The sequence below is a fragment of the Methylobacterium sp. C25 genome, assembly GCF_021352225.1.
In the GTDB taxonomy this organism is placed as follows: Bacteria; Pseudomonadota; Alphaproteobacteria; order Rhizobiales; family Beijerinckiaceae; genus Methylobacterium.
This window is the reverse complement of record NZ_JAAUVI010000001.1, coordinates 309,485-328,224: the sequence shown is the minus strand read 5'-3', so window position 1 is coordinate 328,224 and position 18,740 is coordinate 309,485. Positions and strand designations below refer to the sequence as shown.

The following is an 18,740-nucleotide window of genomic DNA, read 5'->3' as shown; positions in this document are numbered from 1 at the left end:
GTGATCGGGTGTGCCGCCGCACGCCCGACCAGCCCGAAACACGGCACGGTCAAGTTCGAGACGACGTCGATTCGCTCAACGCACCGATTTCAAGAGCACGGCCATGACCAGCGCTTCCGATACGATCCCGACCGGCCCGTCCTTCGCTGCAGCCCTGTGCGGCTTTCTCAGCACCACGGTCGCGACGACGATGCTGATGCTCCTCGTTCGCAGCTTCTGAACCCGCTCCGTCAGGGCGCGACGTACCAGAAGCGGCGACGCGAGAAGAGCGCGTCGGCTTGCGCCGCGGTGGCCTGCGAGGGTTGCGGTGTGGCCGGAGGGGCGCAGGCGATCTCTTTCCGGACCGGTGGCTCGATCAAGGCGGCTTGGGCCGATGGGATGAGCCCGAGGCGGGCCTGGATGTCCGGGTGGCGCGCTGCGGAAATGGTCGCGATGCAAGCGATCAGGCCGCCGGCAACCAGACCAAGTAGAAAGTTCATCATCCAGGCCGGGTCCCGGCTCAGTCGCGCCGCACGAGGTAGAGTTTTATTTCTCGCCGCTCATCCGGGCGCCATTGCGGCAAGCCCGGATGCTGAATCCAATTTTTAATATTCCCCGTGCCAGAACTCGCATGCCGGAAGGGTCTACCGTCCGAGCGAGGAGATGCCAGGGCGATGATGCAAGGGGCCAACGCATACGCAAGGGTTGCTCGCAGCGCCCTGACGCCTCGAGAAGCCGAAGCCGCCGTTCTCCTCAAAGCCGCCGGACGCCTCCAGGCCTTCACCACGGGTGAGGTCATGGGCTCCGCTGCTCTGAATGAAGCGCTGATGTTCAATCAAAGGGTCTGGACGATCCTGGCCGGCGCAGTCGCCGACCCGGCCAACCCGCTGCCCGACGATATTCGCCAGAACGTCACCAACATCGCGGTGTTCGTGTTCCGCACCATCATCGACGCGATGATCGAGCCGGCCGCTCACAAGCTCGAGGCGCTCGTCTCACTCAACAACCATCTCGCAGCCGGCCTGCAGGGCAGCCCGACTCCTTCCGCAGCCTGAATTCAGCTCCCGCAGGAGCGATGAGGTGCACGCCGATCAGGCGTGCTTCTCGATGCGTTCACCCACCGGAGGGTTCTGCTCGCGGCCGTAGACTCGCGCCTTGATCACGACCTCGTTCGGGATCTGAACGATGATGTCGCCACTCACCTTGTCGGTGATGCGGAAGACGACCGAGTCAGAGTCCTTGTCGCGGACGTAGCCGCGGCTCTCGTCCTCGGCACTGCGCCGGCTGGCGGCTTCCGGGCTTAGGTCGAGCGAGACGGCGGGATCGAGAGTGCGGTCACCGTCATTGCGATCTCCGACGCCGCTGGGGCGCGCAGGCGGATCGATGGCGGGGACTGGCGGTGAAAACTGAACTGAACGAATCGGCTCCATGGCATGCTCCCATTGTGCGAGTGAGCAACGCCTATGGATTCCGCGCGCGGGGTCTCCGGAGACTTAACGCAACTCAATTGTCCCCCGCCAACCTCGAGTAGTGTTGATGCGGCGTTAAGATCGTTCGAACTTTTGTCGGCAAATGCGGCCGGCGTGCCCTCCCGAGCACGCCGACACGCTTGGCTGTTCTACTCGGCAGCGTCGACGTAGAGTTTGCCGCCTTCTTCCAGGAACTCCTGGGACTTCGCGGCCATGCCGGCCTTGCGCTCGGCCTCCGACATCGGCTTGGCCTCGCCGATCTCGATGCCGGCCTCCTCCATGGCGAGCACGTCGGCGCGCAGATCCTGCGTGATCTTCATCGAGCAGAATTTCGGGCCGCACATCGAGCAGAAATGGGCGACCTTGTGGGCGTCCTTCGGCAGGGTCTCGTCGTGGTAGGAGCGGGCCGTGTCCGGATCCAGCGAGAGGTTGAACTGGTCCTCCCAGCGGAAGTCGAAGCGGGCCTTCGAGAGGGCGTCGTCGCGCAGCTGCGCGGCCGGGTGGCCCTTGGCGAGGTCGGCGGCGTGGGCGGCGATCTTGTAGGTGATGACGCCGGTCTTCACGTCGTCGCGGTTCGGCAGGCCGAGATGCTCCTTCGGCGTGACGTAGCAGAGCATCGCCGTGCCGAACCAGCCGATCATGGCGGCGCCGATGCCGGAGGTGATGTGGTCGTAGCCCGGCGCGATGTCCGTCGTCAGCGGGCCGAGGGTGTAGAAGGGGGCCTCGCCGCATTCGCGAAGCTGCTTCTCCATGTTCACCTTGATCTTGTGCATCGGCACGTGGCCGGGGCCCTCGATCATCACCTGGCAGCCCTTGTCCCAGGCGATCTTGGTGAGCTCACCCAGCGTCTCCAACTCGCCGAACTGCGCGGCGTCGTTGGCATCGGCGATCGAGCCGGGGCGCAGGCCGTCGCCGAGGGAGAACGAGACGTCGTAGGCCCGCATGATGTCGCAGATCTCGTCGAACCGCTCGTAGAGGAACGATTCGCGGTGCCCGGCGAGGCACCAGCGCGCCATGATCGAGCCGCCGCGCGAGACGATTCCCGTGGTGCGGCGCGCGGTGAGCGGCACGTAGGCGAGGCGCACACCGGCGTGGATCGTGAAGTAGTCGATGCCCTGCTCGGCCTGCTCGATCAGGGTGTCCTTGAAGACCTCCCAGTCGAGCTTCAGCGGATCGCCGCCGACCTTCTCCAGGGCCTGGTAGATCGGCACCGTGCCGATCGGGACCGGCGAGTTGCGCACGATCCACGAGCGGATGTTGTGGATGTTGCGGCCGGTGGAGAGGTCCATCACCGTGTCGCCGCCCCAGCGGATCGACCAGACGAGTTTTTCCACCTCGTCGGCGGCCGACGACGTGACGGCCGAATTGCCGATATTGGCGTTGATCTTGACCAGGAAATTCCGGCCGATCGCCATCGGCTCGAGCTCGGTGTGGTTGATGTTGGCCGGGATGATGGCGCGCCCGCGGGCCACTTCCTCGCGCACGAATTCCGGCGTGATGAAGGGCGGGACCGAGGCGCCGAAGCTCTCGCCGTCGGCGAGCGCCTCGTGGGCGCGCTCCAGCATCTGCTCGCGGCAGGCATTCTCGCGGTGGGCGACGTAGATCATTTCCTCGGTGATGATCCCGGCGCGGGCGAACTCGTACTGGGTGACCATCTGGCCCGCATCGGCGCGGCGAATGACGCGCTCGGCAGGGCAGGGGGCAACGAGCTTGTCGGCGGCAGCGAAGCCGTTGTCCTCGGGCTTGACCTCGCGCGGCTTGACCGTGGCGTAGGCGCGCTTCGCGATCCACGGCTCGCGCACCAGCGGCAGGCCCTTCTCGAGGTCGATGCGGGCGTCGGTCTCGGTGTAGGGGCCGGACGGATCGTAGACCCGGACGGACGGCTCGTTGGGATCGGTCAGCACGATCTCGCGGAACGGCACCTTGATGTCGTCGCGTCCGGGGACGGCGGAATAGACCTTGCGCGACCCCTGGATCGGGCCGGTGGTGACGCTGGCGGGGGTTCCGTTCGGAAGGTCCTTGGGACGGACGGGTGCGTTCATTCTTGTCGCTCCTGGCGTTGGAGGCGACCCGATTTACGGCGGCGATCCGGCAAGAGGGGCCACGCGCTCTCCGCGTCCGCCCATCAGTTCCCGTCCCTACGCCGGTACGAGCCGGATCAGGTTCAAGGGTCAGGGCGACGCGCCCAATCTCAGCCCCCGTCTTGGGGCCCCCCTCGGAACGGTTCCAGAGTCGGAGTCTGGGAGGACTTTGTCAATGCGCCTTCGAAACGGCGCAGGCATTCCTACCAGAGCCGCATGAGACGGTAGCCCACCACCACGTCCTGCGGTGAGAAGCCGAGATGCACGGTGATCCAGAGGCCGGCCCGGAACACCGAGCGGGCGAAGGCGCCCGAGAGCAGAAACAAGCCGGTGATGACCAAGCCTGAGTACCGGGCGATGTGATCGCCCGACGCGCGCATGCCTTCGGGGATCCACGGACGAATGATGCCGTAGCCGTCGAGGCCGGGAATCGGCAGCAGGTTCAGAACGATCGCGGTCCCCTGATACAGCGCCGAGACCGCGATGACGGCGCGGATCGCGTCGGCGTCCTCGCCCGCGAACTGGTAGAGCAGAAGCAGGAAGAGCAGGAAGAGCAGGTTCATCGCCGGGCCTGCCGCCGAGACCGCGCTCTGCCAGACCGGCGAGCGAAGCAACTGCCGGTTCACGAAGACGGCGCCGCCCGGAAACCCGATGCCGCCAAGCACGGTGAACAGGACCGGCATGGCGATCGAGGTGATCGGATCGACGTAGCGACGCGGATCGAGGGTGAGATATCCGGTCTGCGCGATCTCGTGGTCGCCGCCCTTCCAGGCGATGTAGGCATGGCCGAACTCGTGCAGGCAGAGCGAGAGCACCCAGCCGGCGAGCACGAAAACGAAGGCGAGCCCCTTCTGACCGCCGATGCCGAACTGGATCGCCAGCCCCGCCAGCGCGAAGGTCAGCACGATCATCAGGAAGTTGAAACTCGGGGCGACCGCCCCGCTCAGTCTGCTGGTTCCTGGTACCTGCACCATGGTCACCTGAGTCGACGCCCGAGCTTTGGCCCGGGGTTTGCCCGATCGGGGACCGTCTTGGGAAGAGGTCAAGGTTTCCGCGAGATCACGAGGCGGTGTAAGCACCCCGCGTTCTCGAGCCCGACAGGACCATGCGCATCATCGGATACGGCGTCCTCGGCATCCTGAGTCTCTACGCCGCCGCGGTCGGCGTTCTCGCCGCCTACCAGCGCCGGATGATCTATCCAGGCGCGTTCCAGCCGGTTCCCCAGGCCATGGCCGCGCCGTCCGGCACCGAGGCGGTCACGGTGACGACCTCGGATGGCGAGCGCCTGCACGGGTTGTGGGCACCGCCGAAGCCGGGCTGCGGCGTGGTGCTCACCTTCCACGGTAACGGCTCGGTGCCGGAATCGCATGCCGCGCGCTTCGCCGATGCGCCCTGGACGGAAGCGGGCTGGGGCATGCTCGCCATTGCCTATCGCGGCTATACCGGCTCGACGGGGTCGCCAACCGAGACCGGCCTGATCGAGGACGGCTTGGCGGCGTATCGCTTCGTAGGCGAGAGGGCGCCGGGCTCGCCGATCCTGCTGCACGGACATTCGCTCGGCGCGGCCGTCGCCGTGGCCGTCGGCGAGCATCAGCCGCATCTCGGGCTCTATCTCGAGGCGCCGTTCGACTCGATGACCCATGCCGCCTCGCTGCACGTGCCCTATGCGCCGGTGGGGCTGGTCCTGCTCGACACCTATCGCTCTGATCGCCGGATCGCGCATGGGCGCGACCCCGTGCTCATCGTGCACGGCGCCGCCGATACGATCGTGCCGGCAGAACTCGGCCGGGATCTCGCCGCCGCCGCGGGAGCGCGCGCGAAGATCGAAGTGATCCCGGGCGACCACGTCTCCATCCTCGGCCTGCGCGACCGAGAGGTGGAAGCGTCGTTCCGCGCGAAGATTCCGGGTTCCTGTGGGGCCGCCCGGGCCATGGCGCGCTGATCCGCACTCTCGACGGCGGCCATGCGCGGATCCATCTCGCCTGTGGCCTGCAGCAGGATGGAGCGGCTCTTGGTCGGACGGCGCGCGCTGCGATGGAGCGAGGACGGGGCGCAACAGGACGTCGCCGCGCCGGTGATCTGCCCGCTCTGCGAGCGGCCGATCCCGCGCCGGGCGCGCCAGAGCTTGCATCACCTCCTGCCCAAGCTGAAGGGCGGCGCCCGCGGCGAGACCGTTCGGCTGCACCAGATCTGTCATTCGGCAATCCACGCCCGCTATAGCGAGGCCGAGATCGCCCGCCGCCTCGCCGACGTGGCGGCGCTTCGCGAAGATCCCGAGATTGCGCGATTTCTGGCCTGGGTCCGCACCAAGCCCGACGATTTTCACGCCCCGACACGCATGACGCGTGGGCGGCGTGCGGCGAAACGCGAGCATTGATCTGAGCGCATCAGTGTTTCGCCGCGCCCGCGATGCCGCGGGCGATGGTCCCCATATATTGACAAAAATCCTATTTTATGATTGTGTGCCTCGACTGGTCTCCTGGACCATCGGGGGAGCGCCGCAGGGTTGAGGGCGGTGCTTTGAGAGATCGGGCGATGCCCGCGTCGGCGGCCTCAACCGCTGCCGCCCCGGGCGGAGCTTCGACGCAAGGTCGTCCTGCCAGGGCGGGGTTCGGCGAGGAAATGCGCCGGGCATTGGCCGACCCTGGCTCGGCGACACCGAGATGCTGTCGGCGGCGTCCACTAGGAGGCGCCGTGCACGGAAGGAGGTGCCACGCAACTTCCTCGGGATGGGGCTTCACAAGAGGCCACGCACCGGGGCGTGTTGAGCGACAGGTCGAATGCTCTGGAGAGCATCGTGACGCAAAACCGGCCCGCGCCCCTCACAACAGCGCGGAACCGCGGGACGCCGGGGAACCGGATATGTCTGTGATCACTGTGCGCCGTGAGGTTCCACGGCGTCCCGCGTCACCCCATCGGTCGGGGTGCAATCTTGGGCCATGCCCCCGGCGGATTTTATCGCGCGGGGAGGCGGCCTTATGCCCGAGACGCCGCATCATCGCATTGTCTCGCCGTCATCCAGCAAACCACGTCGACGACGTGACTGCATGTCGATCGCGCGTAAACGTCTCAATCAAAAGACGAATTTGTCTGATCGTCGATCGCTCTTAACCCGGTGTTTTCCGCATTCGCGGTGAGCGCCCCCGCCCGGCTGCCTCCTTAACGATCCTGCCGCACGATGGGCCTGTCCAACAGACCCGATCGACATGAGCGCATCGCTAAACGCCCCCCGCACCCTCGCGACCTCCGACGCTGTCCGTTGCGCCTGGGTCGATGTCGCCAAGGGCCTGTGCATCGTCCTCGTGGTGATGATGCACTCCACCCTCGGCACGGGCGAGGCGATGGGCGGCGAGGGCTTCATGCACCACGTCGTGGCCTTCGCGAAGCCGTTCCGAATCCCGGATTTCTTCCTGCTCTCGGGTCTGTTCATCGGCCGCGTGATCGGCCGTGACTGGCGTCTCTTCGCCGACCGCCGCGTCGTGCATTTCGCGTATTTCTACATGCTCTGGGTGCTGATCCAGTCGGTGGTGAAGGCCGGCCCGATCATCGAGGGCACCGACGGCCCGGCTGGGGCACTGTCTGCCTTTGGCCTGCACCTGGCCTGGGCGCTGGTCGAGCCCTACTCGACCCTATGGTTCATCTACCTGCTCGCCGTGTTTTCGGTGGTCACCAAGCTGCTGCACCGGCGCGTGCGTCCGCTGGCGCTCATCGCCGGCGCGGCCGTGCTTCAGACCCTGCCGCTGCATGGCGTGCCGTACCTGCTGGAGGAGTTCTGCGGCCGCTACGTCTACTTCCTGATCGGCTTCGTCTTCGCCGAGCGCATCTTCGACATCGCACAGTGGGTGAGGAGCCGTGTCGGGCCGGCTTTGGCCGGGCTCGCGCTCTGGGCGGTGTTGAACGCTGCGCTCGCCTTCACCGCGACGGGGTTCGAGCATTATCCGACATTGGCGAGCCTGCCCGTCGTCAGCCTCGTCATCGGCAGCCTCGGCGCCATGGCGATCGTGACCGTGGCTGCGCTGCTGACCGAGGCCGGCGGCCCCGTGACGCGGGCCTTGCGCGCCTGCGGTGAGCGCTCGATCGTAATCTATCTCGCCTTCTTCCTGCCGATGGCCGTAACACGCGCCGCGATGGTGCGGGCCGATCTCGATATCGGCCTCGCCAGCCTGATCGTGACGGCGGTGGCCGTGGTGACGCCGCTGGTGTTCGCGAGGCTGATCAGCGGGACTCGGCTATCCTTCCTGTTCCACCGCCCCGCAGCCTTCCACATCGCCGGCGCCCCCAAGAAGGCGCTTCACCTGCAAGCGGCCTGATCAAGCCTCGGTCTCGCGGAAGCGGAGCGCGGTGGCGATCAGCAGGTAGAGCACCGCCGCGTTGAGCAGGTGCCAAAGGAAGTGCGTCCCGCTGGCGAACTCCCGGCAGACCGTGTGGTCGATCGTCCGGCAGGCCAGCGAGAGCAGGAAGAGCACGGCGACGCCGAGAAGCGACAGGCCTGCCTTGCGCCGCGCCGGACCACCGGAAACCGCGCTCGCTCCCCCGACGATCACCAGCGCCAGCACAGCCGGCACGTAGTCGATCGATCCGTTGCTGAGCGCGGCGCTCGATTGGCCCAGCACCCTATCCGCCAGGGCGCTGAAGCTGAGGTTGAAGGCCGCGAAGGCAACCGTGACCACGATCGCCATGAGGGACGACACGTCGAGGAAACGGCGCAGCGCGAGCAGCAGGTAGGCGTAGATGAACAGGCCGATCGGGATGACGTCCGCCAGCATCGACCAGCGGTTCGCGAGGGTGTGGAACAGGAACGAGCCGATCCCGACCACGGCCACCAGCCCGGCGAGCACCAGGGCAGCCGGATCGCGCCGGTCGCCACGCCGTTCGTGCAACACCGCGACGCTGGCCGCGGCCAGGAAGGCGCCGTTCGAGACCGCGTTCAGTGGCTCGGCCCAGAACGAGCCGTCGAGGCGCTCGCAATAGGCCATCACCGGCGCGAACCAGGAAGCATCCATCGTCCAAAGCCCTTCGTCGCTCGCGCCTTGCCAGAGCGGCGCGAAGGCCCGATGACGGCAGCCCGATCACTGGCGGCGAGCACGCGGCACCCGATGCGGATCACCACCTGGAACGTCAACTCGATCAAGCAGCGGATCGGCCACCTCGTCACCTTCCTCGACGAGGCCAAGCCGGACGTCGTCTGCCTGCAGGAGCTGAAGTGCCAGGACCCGGCCTTCCCGCGCGAGGAGATCGAGGCCGCCGGCTATTCTGTCGAGACGCTGGGTCAGAAGGCCTATAACGGCGTGGCGCTGCTGGTCCGTCGCCCCCTGGAGATGACCCAGGTGCTTCGCGGGCTGCCTGGCGACCCGGACGACGAGCAGGCGCGCTACCTCGAAGCCCTGGTGGTGGGTGAAGGCGAGGTGCCGGTGCGCGTCGCCACGATCTACCTGCCCAACGGTAACCCGGCGCCCGGCCCGAAATACGAGTACAAGCTCGCCTTCATGGAGCGGATGCGCCTGCATGCGCGCCGGCTGATGGAGACCGAGGAGGCGCTGGTGCTCGCTGGCGATTACAACGTCATCCCCATGCCGGAGGACGCTGCCAACCCCCAGGACTGGGTCCAGGATGCGCTCTTCCTGCCTGCGACCCGCCGCGCCTTCCGCGCCTTGTTGGCCGAGGGCTTCACCGAGGCGGTCAGGGCCTGCGACCCGCGCGAAAAGCTCTACACCTTCTGGGACTACCAAGCCGGCTGCTGGCAGCGGAATGCGGGCATCCGCATCGACCATCTGCTGCTCTCGCCGCAGGCTGCCGATCGTTTGGTCTCGGCCTCGATCCAGAAGCATCTGCGCGGGCTCGAGAAGCCTTCGGATCACGTGCCGGTGACGGTCGAACTCGCGGCGGCCGCTTGAAAGGCGGCAATCGCACCCCAGAACTCACACCATTTCGTTGCGAACAAACAGGTTTCCACGCCATGACGACCTTGCGCGCGCTGTTCACCCTGGCGGCCCTCGGGGCTCTCACCTTCGGCGCGCGCGCACAGACTGTCGTGACGATGGAAGGCCGCTGCGAGAAGCTCGTCATCGCCGGCCAGGACATCACGCAGAACTGCAAGGAAAAGCTGACCAATACGGTCGCCGGCCCCCGCACCAGCTTTGACTTCTCCGCCTGGGATGGCCAGACGCTGAGCTTTGCCGGCAGCGGCGCCCAGCAGGAGGCGACCGAGCTCACCGAGCAACTTCAGCCGATCAACCTCGTCACGCCCGGCCGCTCGAACAAGGAGGGCATCGTCCGCTCGCCTGCGCCCGGCGTCGGCTCCTGCAAGTTCTCTTCGCCGGAGCCGGGCAAGACGCAGATCGCATGCGAGGCCAATTCGCAGGGCAAGAGCTACGCAGGCATTTTCATCACCGAGACCAAGCCGAAGGACGCTCCAAAGCCCTGAGCCCGGCCATCACGAAGCTGCGAGCGGCTGATCTGGTCAGACCTCCATCGAACCCCATCTAACCCTGCGACTAACCTCACATCATGCGTACTGCTCCCGAGGGCTCCATGCTCACCGATGATCCCGCGCTCGGCGCCATTCCCGGCGGTCCCGGCGGGCTGGTCAAGGACACGACGACGGCCGGCTTCCGCGATGACGTGATCACCGAGTCGATGAACCAGCCGGTTCTCGTCGATTTCTGGTCGCCACGCGCGCCCTCCAGCAAGACGCTCTCGGCGACCCTCGAAAAGGTCGTGACGGGAGCGGGTGGTAAGCTGAAGCTCGTCCGGTTGAACGTGGACGAGCATCCGGCCGTGTTCAGCCAGATCGGTCAGCAGCTCGGCCTGCAGGGCGTGCCCGCGGTGATCGCGATCGACCGCGGCCGGCCCGTCGACATGTTCAGCGGCGCACTGCCGGAGGCCGAGGTGAAGGCCTTCGTGATGCGCCTGATCGGCCCTTCGGAGATCGACCAGTTGCTGGAGGAGGCCGATCGGCTCGCTGGGGAAGGCGATCACGCACAAGCTTCCGAGATCTACACGCACATCATCCGCGAGGAGCCGGACAACGTCCGCGCCTTCGCCGGCCTCGCCAAGGGCCAGCTCGATCTCGGCCAGGCCGAGAATGCGCGGCGGGTGCTCGACATGGTGCCGCCGGACAAGGCTGCCGATCCGGCACTCGTCGGCGTCCGCGCAGCGCTCGATCTCGCCGAACAAGCCGAGAGCCTCGGCGATGTGGCCGGGTTGCAGAGCAAGGTCGATGCGAACGGCGATGACCATCAGGCCCGGTTCGACCTTGCCCTCGCGCTCAACGCCCATGGCAGGCGTGACGAGGCGGTGGATCAACTCGTCGCCATCTCGCGGCGCGACCGTACGTGGAACGACGAGGCCGCGCGCAAGCAGTTGTTGCAGTTCTTCGAGGCCTGGGGCCTGATGGATCCGGCTGCGATCCGCGGACGCCGCCAACTCTCGACGCTGATCTTCTCATGACCCATTCACGGCGCCTCGGGGAGGCCGGCCGATGAGCCTGCATTCGGGCTACAAGGGACCGGGCGATTGCCCGGCCATTATCCCGGTCTTTCCGCTGCCTGGCGCTCTGCTTCTGCCGCGCGGACAGATGCCGCTCAACATTTTCGAGCCGCGATATCTCTCCATGGTCGAGGACGCCCTCCGCTCCGAGCGGATCATCGGCATGATCCAGCCCGACGCCGAGGGTGGTGGGCCGCCGATGGCACCGCGGCTCTACAAGGTCGGCTGTGCGGGCCGCATCACGCAATACGCCGAGACGGGGGATGGACGCCTGCTGATTTCGCTGACCGGCGTTGCCCGCTTCCGCATCGAAAGCGAATTGGCTGCCGCCACGGCGTATCGCCGCTGCCAGGTCTCCTACGACGACTTCTCTTCGGATTTCGAGCCGCGTGCCGGCGAGGAGGCCGTGGACCGCGACGGCGTGCTCAAGGCGCTTCGCGATTTCGTCGAGGTCAACGATCTCAAGGTCGACTGGGGCGGCATCGAGGAGGCGCCGAACGAGGCGCTGGTCAACGCGCTCTGCATGATGAGCCCGTTCGGCGTGCGCGAGAAGCAGGCGATGCTGGAGGCCGCCGACCTCAAAACCCGCGCCGAGGTGCTGATCGCGGTCACCGAGATGGAGCTCGTGCGTGGCGACGGCTCCGAACCGACCTTGCAGTGAAGTCCGGGCGTTGTCCCCAAGACCGCCCGTAATGCGGGTCGGGAGAATGGACGCCCTGTTGCCCGAAATGGCTTCCGGGTACCGCCCCGTCGCCCTGCCATAACGGCAGAGCCGCGCTCACGATTTGCCGCGCGCGAGAACTTCGCCCGCGTTATAGCGCTCGCGCTGTTACAGGAGCCGTAGCTATGTCCGAAGACACAACCCAGCCGGTCGAGGCGACCCGCGTCGATCCCAAACTCCTGGAGCTGCTGGTCTGCCCGCTGACCAAGCAGTCGCTCGACTACGATGCCACGCGCCAGGAGCTGATCAGCCGCTCGGCCAAGCTCGCCTATCCGATCCGCGACGGCATCCCGATCATGCTGCCGGAAGAGGCGCGCGCGCTGACCGATTGATCGCGGGACACGAAGCTCTCAGCGACGGCGCATCAGGCCGCCGCCGTCCGATCCCGCTCCGCGACCGCGGCTCGCCCGATGGCCCTGCGGCCAAAGATCGAGCGCGCGAAATCGTCGAGCGGCAGCATGATCGGCAGGACGTATTCCTTGAAGGTCGGCTCGAAGATGGGCGCGCCGACGAAACTCAGCCCGATGCCGAGCAGGAAGCGAACGATGGCCGGCAGTGGCAGTGCGTCCAACTGGCCAGCGGCCGCGAGCCGGCGCTGCTCCTCAGTGTAGAACGGTCGGCTCGGGACGTGGTTTGACTCAGGCAGCGTCGAGCGCAGGCGTGGCCGCGACGCCGTGCGGCCTTTCTGCGCCAGGACCGAGAGGATGATCTCGGTATCCGAGCGCAGGTCGGTCTCGGTCAGGCTGAAGCCGATCCAATGGCTGATGCCGTCGCGTCGCGAGGCATCGTAGGCCGCTTTGTAGAGGCGGCCGATGGCCGGCGAGCCGCGATGCTCCATGAGAATTGCGGCTCGGCCAAGTTCCGCGATTCGGGCGCGGGCTGGCATGTCCTCGATGCGGCATTGCAGTTCGAGCGGCAGCCCAAGGGGCAGGCGCTGCACATGCGCCACAGCCGGGTTCGGGCGCAGCAGCCGGATGGTACCCACTGCCTCCTCATCCTTGTAGCAGACGAAGTTGTCGGTGGTGTCGAGGACGTCGAAGCCATTGATCTCACGGAGCGCGGGCAGGAGCTCCGGCTCGAGCTGCATCGCCTCTGAAAACACCTGCCAGCGCACCCGCGCGGCAATATCGAGCTCGGCCACCGTGTTAGCCTTGGCGACGCGGTAGCTGCTGAATGCGGTGGTGTTAGTCGCCATCACGAAGGGGCTCGGTTCATTTAACCCTGACCTCTCGGACATCCTCCGGCGTCATTCCGGGGCTTCTCGGGCTTGGCATTTCGGGTGGAATCCGGGTTTCGCCTTCGGCGAAACCCGGGTTGACGATGGTGGCATGTGGACGCGTCAGTGAGCCGTCGCGCGGCTCCTCGCTACTTCGTCGAGCATGCCGAGATAGGCGCCGCGCGTCGCCGCCGCCGTCATGACGATGGCATCGCGCTCGGTGGCGTCGTCGAGGCCGGCGAGGACGCGCTCCAGGTCATCGACATGGCCGACATCCGCCTCGGCATGCAGGTCGAGGAAGGTGACGGCCTCGGCGATCTTCGGGATGCTGCTCGACGCCACCAGCGCCTTCGCCACCTTGCCGGCGCGCTCCACGGCGAGCCCTTCGAGGATGTAGGCGCTGCCGAGGAACGCTGCCGGATGGCGTCCGTTCGTCGCTGCGGTGATCCAGCTGTTGTAGGCGGTGATCCACTCGCCCGGCGGGTTCGCGGCCAGGGTCTTTTCCGGATCGAGACCGAGGCTGCGCAGGTCGTCATCGACCAGGATGTCGTGGCCGCTCTCCTCCTCGGCCTTCTGGAAGAACAGGTCGGCCAGTTCCGGGTGTTCGCCGAGAGCCTTCAGCCGGCGGCCAGCCGCTTCGAGACAGGGGGCCGTCAAGGCCACGTAATGGCGCGTCTGGACCAGAAACGAGACGTACAGATCCCTGCCCGCTGAGCCATCCTTGAAGGCCATGATCGTGGGCTCCTGATCGATGCTCGCGACAAGCAGGCTCAACTCGTTGCGCAGATCCCCGACGACCCCGTTAGGCGACAGTCCGACAGCAGCTTCAGCCATTCACACTCTCCTGATTCGGTCCCGATGACGGCGTCGCGGGCCGGGCCTTCCCTTGCCACTGCGGGCGCAGCGGCATGCTCGAAGGCTAGAACTTGAGGTGAAGCGGCGTCCAGAAAAAACTACCTGAAATGCATGCTTTCTATTAAGGATTGCATACTTCTTCACCTGAAGTTTGATTATTCGCCAGCAGGCTGTGGCGCCGACTCGGCGCCGTGGCCAAAAAAGAGGGCGCCGGAGAAATCCGGCGCCCTCTGACGATTCGGTTCTAGATCGAGGGACGTTTCAGCGGCCCTGTTGGATTGCCGAGAGTAGCCAAGCGCCACCGCGCTCGCGGGCGAAGGTCCAGAACTCCTTGGCTTCGGTCGGGCCATTCTCGACCACCCGCTGCGTGCTACGGTCGAAGGTCTCGTCCTTCAGGGAGAACCGCATCGCGACGGTGGCGTATTCCACCGGTCCCTCGCGCCAGGCCTCGGACAGGTCGCCCTGCAGCAGCTTGACGTCGGAGATCCGGTTGACGACGCCGCGCTGGGCGTTGGCCCGCAGCTCCTCGTCGAAGTAGCCCACCATCTCCGGCGTGGCGACGCGGCGCAGCGTGCCGAGATCCTCGCGGCCATAAGCCGTCTGCACCTCGTTGAGCGTGCGCTCGAAGGCTTCGTAATCGGCCGGCTGGATCGCGACCGGCTGGCCCTGCGGAGCGGCGCTGCCGCCGCCGAGGCCCATGCCACCCATCGGGCCGGCGCCCTGGCCCGCGCCGTCGAGGTTCGAGCGCGAGTAGGGAGTGTTCGCTGCCATGGCCGGTCCGCCCGCCTGGCGGCGGCGGAAGAAGCTCACCACCAGCATCGCGAGGCCGACGAGCAGGCCGATCTGAAGGAGCAAGCCGAGGAAGGAAGCGATGCCGCCGAGGCCACCGAAGAAGCCGCCGCCGACGAGCGCGCCCAGAAGCCCCGCGCCGAGCAGGCCTGCGAAGAACCCGCCGCCAAAGCGTCGGCCGCCGTTCGCCTGCATGCCGGGATTGCTCATGCCAGGGCTCGGCGCTGTCTGCGACCGCTGGATGGGCGCAGTAGCGCCCGGAGAAGTCGCAGTGCCCGCCGGCGGGCTATAGGTGCGCGAGCCGCGTGAGCCAAAGCTTCCGCCGCCGCCGCCGGGGCGCGCCTCGACGACCGGCGCGGCGGTGACCGCCAACGCTGCGGCGAGGGCGAGCATGGTCGCCATACGCCTGCGACCGGTCTTGGGGGTTGCCATGGACATCCTCTGCAAAAGCCAGACGGGCGGATTTGCCCGTTACGATATGGGAACGTCCCGGATCGAGTTTTAGTCCCGGCTGGTGCCGGCCATCTCGCGGCGGCTGCCGCGATGCTCGTCCGAAGGGCTACGGCGCTGTAGGGAAGACGAGGCGCACCGTGGTGCCTTCGCCAGGCCGGCTCTCCAGCGAGATCGTGCCGTTCTGGCGCTTCATCAGCCCGTGCACGATGGCGAGCCCGACTCCGCGTCCCGCTTCGCGGCTGGTGGCGAACGGGGCGAGCGCGCGGGTCAGCATCTCCGGCGACATGCCGTGCCCGCGATCGGAGATCGCGATGCCGACGGCGCCGTCGGAAGGACGATGCAGCGTGCTGTCGCCGCGCGGCACGGCGAAGGTCGCAACGGTGACTCTGCCCGCCTCCGTCGTGGCCTCCGCGGAATTCGCCAGGATGTGCCGCAGGGCAAGCTCGACCTGCGTCGGGTTGCACAGGGCCGGCGGCAGGCCGGCCGTCCCGGTGATCGACAGGCTCAGCCGGGGCGGCAGCGCGGCGGTCAGCGAATCGGAGATCGATGCAAGGAAGGCGTCGAGGTCCACCGCCCTCACGTCCGGCGCGATCCGGCGCGAATGGGTGAGGAGATGGCGCGTCAGCACGGCGGCGCGCTCCGCGGCTTCGGTCGAGCGGGTCACGGCGCGCTGAATGAAGGGCTCAGGCCGGTCGGCGAGCCGGCGCTTCAGCCCGTCCACGTAGCCGATCAGGATCTGCAGGAAGTTGTTGAACTCGTGCGCGACGCTGTTGGTGAGAAGCCCGAGCGCCTCGCGCTGCTGCGACAGCACGAGCGCTCCCTCGGCATCGACCCGGCGGGTGATGTCGACGACCTGGCCGATCACTGTCCTTGTGCCTCTGAGCGGCGCGAGGGCAATTGTCGCCCAAAATGACGAGCCATTGGCGCGCGAGCAGAGAAGATCGAGAGCTGTGGTGTGGCGTTGCGCGATCGCGTCTTGGAGTGCCGCCCAGGCGGCAGCGTCGCCCTGGCTGGCCTGAAGCACTTCTATGCCGCCGTCGAGGAACTCGACTGCCGGGCGATCGGCTAATGCCGCGAGCGCCGGATTGATCGCGCGTATCACGCCTGCCTCCGCGACAAAGGCTGGAACGGGAGATGCGTCGAGCAGGGTGAGCGCGTCCTGCGACAGCGCCATTGCGGATGGGCCGTCCTCGTCGGGCGATGGCATGGCCGCTTTCCCTGGCTGCAACCCGTCACGCTCGCGCGGCTGGGCCGGGCTCGCATCGGCGAGATCGATACCCGTATTCCCTCGAACGCCCAAGGCTGCGCGCGGGTCGGGGGCGGCCGCTATTGGCGCACCCACATCACGCGCACCATCCAGGCGATCTCGGAGACGGGGACGGCCCTGTCCTCGTGCTCGGGATTGAGGGAAGCGAGCTCGACCGTACGGGCGGTCCGGCGCCGCAACTCCTTGGCGAGCACCTCGCCGGAGGAGAGACGGGCCACCACGCGGTCGCCCTTGCGGACGCTCGCTGTGGGCGAGACGATGAGGACGTCGCCATCGCGGTACAGCGGCATCATCGAATCGCCCTGGACCTCCAGCGCGAAGGCGCGGTCGCCGCCGAGATCCGGAAACTCGATTTCCTCCCAGCCCGGCCCCCCGGCAGGCATGCCTTCGTCGGTGAAGAGTCGCCCGGCGCCGGCCTGCGTCATGCCGATCAGGGGCACCATGGTGCGCAGCGGACCGTCGCGGCCGACGATGAGCCGCAGGAAATCATCGAGACTCGCACCCGTGGCAGCGAGAATCTTGGAAACGGATTCGGTCGAGGGCCAGCGCTTGCGGCCGTCGGGCCCGATTCGCTTCGAGCGGTTGAAGCTGGTGGCGTCGAGCCCCGCGCGGCGAGCGAGTCCTGATGCCGAATAGCCGTGGCGCTCGGCCAGACGATCGATCGCCATCCAGATCTGGTCGTGCGACAGCATGGCGAGCTCGTGGATCGGGCCGGTTGAGACAGCCAGCCTAGTGCTAGGAAAGTAGAACTACGACGCGGCGAACGCAACGCGAAACGATTGCGATTCTGGCATGGTTGGGCGGTCTGAAAAAGCTGCGCTTTGCACCAAGCAGCTTTCCTGGGTTGCGGCCCTCTTGCGCCCGTCCTAAGCGCTCCGCGCGGCACGCGGGAGAGGCCCGACCCATCATGCTCGTCTACAAGATCTGCCCGCGCGCGCTCTGGGCCGAAGCCGAGGCCGCCGGACGCTTCACCGGAGCGCCGATCGACCATGCCGACGGCTTCATCCATTTCTCCACCGCTGCGCAGGCGGCCGAGACCGCTGCACGCCATTTCGCTGGCATCGAGGATCTGTTGCTCGTCGCGATCGAGGGTGACGCGTTGGGAGAGGCGTTGCGCTTCGAGCCCTCGCGTGGCGGTGACATGTTTCCGCATCTCTACGGCGACCTGCCGCTGAGCGCCGTCCGGAGTGTCGACGAATTGCCACTCGGATCCGATGGTCGCCACATATTTCCGGCCGCGGTGATGGCGGAGCAGGGCGCATGATCTCGGCGCTGTTTCCGCTGGCGCGGCCGCTGCTGCATGGGCTCGATGCCGAGACGGCGCACGACCTGACTCTGCGCGCCCTCGCGCTGTTGCCGCCACGCACCCCGGCTGCCGCCGATCCTCGGCTGACCATCGACCTGTTCGGCAAACGCTTCCCCAACCCCGTCGGCCTCGCCGCCGGTTTCGACAAGGGGGCGCGCGTACCCGATGCGATGCTCGGACTCGGCTTCGGCTTCGTGGAGGTTGGCGGCGTCGTGCCGAGGCCCCAGCCGGGCAACCCGAAGCCGCGGGTATTTCGCCTTGCGGGTGACCGCGCCGTGATCAACCGCTTCGGCCTCAACAGCGAGGGTCTCGACGCCGTCGCAGACCGGTTGCGCGCACGGCAGGGCAGGGGCGGCGTGGTTGGCGTCAACATCGGCGCCAACAAGGAGGCAGTCGATCGGCTCGCCGACTATGTCGCCTGCACCCGTTCGCTGGCGCCGCTCGTCGACTTCATCACCGTCAACATCTCCTCGCCCAACACGCCGGGCCTGCGCGACCTCCAGGGCGAGGCGTTCCTCGACGACCTGCTCGCCCGCACCATCGCGGCCCGAGACGAAGCGCATCCAGGCACCGCGGTCCTCCTGAAGATCGCTCCCGACATCAGCCTCGACGCCCTCGACGCGATGACGGCCACCGCGCTCCGCCGCGGCGTGCAGGCGCTCGTCGTCTCCAACACCACCGTCGCACGGCCTGATTTCCTCACCGAAAAGCGGATCGCCGGAGAGACCGGCGGGCTCTCGGGCCGGCCGCTCTTCGCGCCATCAACGCGGCTTCTCGCCGAGACCTTTTTGCGGGTCGGCCGGCAGATTCCGCTGATCGGCGTCGGCGGCATCGATTCCGCGGAGGCCGCCTGGACCAAGATCCGGGCCGGGGCGAACCTGATCCAACTCTATTCGGCATTGGTCTACGAAGGCCCCGGCCTCGTCGAGACAATCAAAAGCGGTCTCTCGGCACGGTTGAAGGCCGAGGGCCTGAGCGGCCTCGAGGCGGTAATCGGGCGCGATGCCAACGAACTGACCAAGCTGGCAGGATAACGCCTTCCGCTTTTCCGCGCTGCAACCAAGCCGCCTAAGGCCGCAGGTCTCGGCCGCACAGCCACCTCTCCTCTCAAATTAT

At 67.1% G+C, this 18,740-nt stretch carries 21 protein-coding genes and 1 riboswitch; of the genes, 11 read left to right on the top strand and 10 right to left on the bottom strand.

The window, feature by feature from the left end:
• Window positions 1-230: 230 nt before the first annotated feature.
• Window positions 231-482, bottom strand: a complete 252-nt coding sequence (locus HCU64_RS01525; RefSeq protein ID WP_233382029.1) for a hypothetical protein — start codon at window positions 480-482, stop codon at window positions 231-233.
• Between the two features lie 171 nt (window positions 483-653).
• Between HCU64_RS01525 and flaF the strand changes: the two genes are divergently transcribed.
• Entirely contained in the window at window positions 654-1,034 is a 381-nt protein-coding gene (flaF, locus tag HCU64_RS01520) for a flagellar biosynthesis regulator FlaF (RefSeq protein WP_233382028.1), read from the top strand.
• A 36-nt stretch (window positions 1,035-1,070) separates the two neighbouring features.
• Here the strand turns inward: flaF and HCU64_RS01515 are convergent, their stop codons facing one another.
• The 3 genes from HCU64_RS01515 to HCU64_RS01505 all read right to left on the bottom strand — a co-directional run bounded on the left by HCU64_RS01515 (window position 1,071) and on the right by HCU64_RS01505 (window position 4,503).
• Complete coding sequence (locus HCU64_RS01515) at window positions 1,071-1,409, bottom strand: hypothetical protein (RefSeq protein ID WP_233382027.1); 339 nt, start codon at window positions 1,407-1,409, stop codon at window positions 1,071-1,073.
• Window positions 1,410-1,597: 188 nt separating this feature from the next.
• Entirely contained in the window at window positions 1,598-3,490 is a 1,893-nt protein-coding gene (thiC, locus tag HCU64_RS01510) for a phosphomethylpyrimidine synthase ThiC (RefSeq protein ID WP_233382026.1), read from the bottom strand.
• Between the two features lie 76 nt (window positions 3,491-3,566).
• Window positions 3,567-3,674: riboswitch (TPP riboswitch) on the bottom strand.
• Window positions 3,675-3,732: 58 nt separating this feature from the next.
• Window positions 3,733-4,503 carry a site-2 protease family protein gene (locus tag HCU64_RS01505; protein ID WP_233382025.1) on the bottom strand — a complete coding sequence of 257 codons (771 nt, stop codon included), beginning with the start codon at window positions 4,501-4,503 and terminating at the stop codon, window positions 3,733-3,735.
• Window positions 4,504-4,634: 131 nt separating this feature from the next.
• Here HCU64_RS01505 and HCU64_RS01500 point away from each other — a divergent pair, with 131 nt between their 5' ends.
• The 3 genes from HCU64_RS01500 to HCU64_RS01490 all read left to right on the top strand — a co-directional run bounded on the left by HCU64_RS01500 (window position 4,635) and on the right by HCU64_RS01490 (window position 7,839).
• A complete protein-coding gene (locus HCU64_RS01500; protein WP_233382024.1) occupies window positions 4,635-5,471 on the top strand; it encodes an alpha/beta hydrolase in 837 nt (278 codons plus the stop codon).
• 69 nt (window positions 5,472-5,540) lie between these two features.
• Window positions 5,541-5,906 carry a restriction endonuclease gene (locus HCU64_RS01495; RefSeq protein ID WP_442785912.1) on the top strand — a complete coding sequence of 122 codons (366 nt, stop codon included), beginning with the start codon at window positions 5,541-5,543 and terminating at the stop codon, window positions 5,904-5,906.
• An 829-nt stretch (window positions 5,907-6,735) separates the two neighbouring features.
• Window positions 6,736-7,839: an acyltransferase family protein gene (locus HCU64_RS01490; RefSeq protein ID WP_233382022.1), complete on the top strand. Its 1,104-nt coding sequence runs from the start codon at window positions 6,736-6,738 to the stop codon at window positions 7,837-7,839.
• On the opposite strand, the gene HCU64_RS01485 is transcribed toward HCU64_RS01490, so the two are convergent.
• On the bottom strand, window positions 7,840-8,532 hold the full coding sequence (locus HCU64_RS01485; protein ID WP_233382021.1) for a ceramidase domain-containing protein: 693 nt from the start codon (window positions 8,530-8,532) through the stop codon (window positions 7,840-7,842).
• Window positions 8,533-8,625: 93 nt separating this feature from the next.
• Between HCU64_RS01485 and xth the strand changes: the two genes are divergently transcribed.
• The 5 genes from xth (at window position 8,626) to HCU64_RS01460 (ending at window position 12,070) form a co-directional block, all read left to right on the top strand.
• The gene (gene xth, locus HCU64_RS01480) at window positions 8,626-9,423 is read left to right on the top strand and encodes an exodeoxyribonuclease III (RefSeq protein WP_233382871.1); all 798 of its coding nucleotides are present in this window, start codon (window positions 8,626-8,628) and stop codon (window positions 9,421-9,423) included.
• Window positions 9,424-9,485: 62 nt separating this feature from the next.
• Window positions 9,486-9,953, top strand: coding sequence for a hypothetical protein (locus HCU64_RS01475; RefSeq protein WP_233382020.1), 468 nt, complete (start codon window positions 9,486-9,488; stop codon window positions 9,951-9,953).
• Between the two features lie 107 nt (window positions 9,954-10,060).
• Complete coding sequence (locus tag HCU64_RS01470; protein ID WP_233382870.1) at window positions 10,061-10,978, top strand: thioredoxin family protein; 918 nt, start codon at window positions 10,061-10,063, stop codon at window positions 10,976-10,978.
• A gap of 31 nt (window positions 10,979-11,009) precedes the next feature.
• Complete coding sequence (locus tag HCU64_RS01465) at window positions 11,010-11,678, top strand: LON peptidase substrate-binding domain-containing protein (RefSeq protein WP_233382019.1); 669 nt, start codon at window positions 11,010-11,012, stop codon at window positions 11,676-11,678.
• Window positions 11,679-11,863: 185 nt separating this feature from the next.
• Window positions 11,864-12,070, top strand: a complete 207-nt coding sequence (locus HCU64_RS01460) for a Trm112 family protein (RefSeq protein ID WP_233382018.1) — start codon at window positions 11,864-11,866, stop codon at window positions 12,068-12,070.
• Between the two features lie 32 nt (window positions 12,071-12,102).
• Here the strand turns inward: HCU64_RS01460 and HCU64_RS01455 are convergent, their stop codons facing one another.
• From HCU64_RS01455 to HCU64_RS01435, 5 genes are all read right to left on the bottom strand, one after another.
• Window positions 12,103-12,933 carry a GNAT family N-acetyltransferase gene (locus HCU64_RS01455; RefSeq protein WP_233382017.1) on the bottom strand — a complete coding sequence of 277 codons (831 nt, stop codon included), beginning with the start codon at window positions 12,931-12,933 and terminating at the stop codon, window positions 12,103-12,105.
• A gap of 144 nt (window positions 12,934-13,077) precedes the next feature.
• Window positions 13,078-13,788, bottom strand: coding sequence for an iron-containing redox enzyme family protein (locus HCU64_RS01450; RefSeq protein ID WP_233382016.1), 711 nt, complete (start codon window positions 13,786-13,788; stop codon window positions 13,078-13,080).
• A 282-nt stretch (window positions 13,789-14,070) separates the two neighbouring features.
• Window positions 14,071-15,030 (bottom strand): TIM44-like domain-containing protein, encoded by a 960-nt coding sequence (locus HCU64_RS01445; RefSeq protein WP_233382015.1) that lies wholly within the window; start codon window positions 15,028-15,030, stop codon window positions 14,071-14,073.
• Window positions 15,031-15,157: 127 nt separating this feature from the next.
• Entirely contained in the window at window positions 15,158-16,258 is a 1,101-nt protein-coding gene (locus HCU64_RS01440; RefSeq protein ID WP_442785886.1) for an ATP-binding protein, read from the bottom strand.
• A gap of 119 nt (window positions 16,259-16,377) precedes the next feature.
• Entirely contained in the window at window positions 16,378-17,010 is a 633-nt protein-coding gene (locus HCU64_RS01435) for a S24 family peptidase (RefSeq protein WP_233382014.1), read from the bottom strand.
• A 215-nt stretch (window positions 17,011-17,225) separates the two neighbouring features.
• Here HCU64_RS01435 and HCU64_RS01430 point away from each other — a divergent pair, with 215 nt between their 5' ends.
• Both HCU64_RS01430 and HCU64_RS01425 read left to right on the top strand, forming a co-directional pair.
• Window positions 17,226-17,582 (top strand): DUF952 domain-containing protein, encoded by a 357-nt coding sequence (locus tag HCU64_RS01430; protein WP_267922099.1) that lies wholly within the window; start codon window positions 17,226-17,228, stop codon window positions 17,580-17,582.
• Window positions 17,579-18,658 carry a quinone-dependent dihydroorotate dehydrogenase gene (locus HCU64_RS01425; RefSeq protein ID WP_233382013.1) on the top strand — a complete coding sequence of 360 codons (1,080 nt, stop codon included), beginning with the start codon at window positions 17,579-17,581 and terminating at the stop codon, window positions 18,656-18,658. The genes HCU64_RS01430 and HCU64_RS01425 overlap by 4 nt, the downstream gene beginning before the upstream one ends.
• Window positions 18,659-18,740: the final 82 nt, after the last annotated feature.

Coding starts and splice junctions, on each gene's coding strand:
- HCU64_RS01525 (WP_233382029.1), bottom strand. CDS start 482: ATGATGAACTTTCTACTTGGTCTGGTTGCCGGCGGCCTGATCGCTTGC.
- flaF (WP_233382028.1), top strand. CDS start 654: ATGATGCAAGGGGCCAACGCATACGCAAGGGTTGCTCGCAGCGCCCTG.
- HCU64_RS01515 (WP_233382027.1), bottom strand. CDS start 1,409: ATGGAGCCGATTCGTTCAGTTCAGTTTTCACCGCCAGTCCCCGCCATC.
- thiC (WP_233382026.1), bottom strand. CDS start 3,490: ATGAACGCACCCGTCCGTCCCAAGGACCTTCCGAACGGAACCCCCGCC.
- HCU64_RS01505 (WP_233382025.1), bottom strand. CDS start 4,503: ATGGTGCAGGTACCAGGAACCAGCAGACTGAGCGGGGCGGTCGCCCCG.
- HCU64_RS01500 (WP_233382024.1), top strand. CDS start 4,635: ATGCGCATCATCGGATACGGCGTCCTCGGCATCCTGAGTCTCTACGCC.
- HCU64_RS01490 (WP_233382022.1), top strand. CDS start 6,736: ATGAGCGCATCGCTAAACGCCCCCCGCACCCTCGCGACCTCCGACGCT.
- HCU64_RS01485 (WP_233382021.1), bottom strand. CDS start 8,532: ATGGATGCTTCCTGGTTCGCGCCGGTGATGGCCTATTGCGAGCGCCTC.
- xth (WP_233382871.1), top strand. CDS start 8,626: ATGCGGATCACCACCTGGAACGTCAACTCGATCAAGCAGCGGATCGGC.
- HCU64_RS01475 (WP_233382020.1), top strand. CDS start 9,486: ATGACGACCTTGCGCGCGCTGTTCACCCTGGCGGCCCTCGGGGCTCTC.
- HCU64_RS01470 (WP_233382870.1), top strand. CDS start 10,061: ATGCTCACCGATGATCCCGCGCTCGGCGCCATTCCCGGCGGTCCCGGC.
- HCU64_RS01465 (WP_233382019.1), top strand. CDS start 11,010: ATGAGCCTGCATTCGGGCTACAAGGGACCGGGCGATTGCCCGGCCATT.
- HCU64_RS01460 (WP_233382018.1), top strand. CDS start 11,864: ATGTCCGAAGACACAACCCAGCCGGTCGAGGCGACCCGCGTCGATCCC.
- HCU64_RS01455 (WP_233382017.1), bottom strand. CDS start 12,933: ATGGCGACTAACACCACCGCATTCAGCAGCTACCGCGTCGCCAAGGCT.
- HCU64_RS01450 (WP_233382016.1), bottom strand. CDS start 13,788: ATGGCTGAAGCTGCTGTCGGACTGTCGCCTAACGGGGTCGTCGGGGAT.
- HCU64_RS01445 (WP_233382015.1), bottom strand. CDS start 15,030: ATGGCAACCCCCAAGACCGGTCGCAGGCGTATGGCGACCATGCTCGCC.
- HCU64_RS01440 (WP_442785886.1), bottom strand. CDS start 16,258: ATGCCATCGCCCGACGAGGACGGCCCATCCGCAATGGCGCTGTCGCAG.
- HCU64_RS01435 (WP_233382014.1), bottom strand. CDS start 17,010: ATGCTGTCGCACGACCAGATCTGGATGGCGATCGATCGTCTGGCCGAG.
- HCU64_RS01430 (WP_267922099.1), top strand. CDS start 17,226: ATGCTCGTCTACAAGATCTGCCCGCGCGCGCTCTGGGCCGAAGCCGAG.
- HCU64_RS01425 (WP_233382013.1), top strand. CDS start 17,579: ATGATCTCGGCGCTGTTTCCGCTGGCGCGGCCGCTGCTGCATGGGCTC.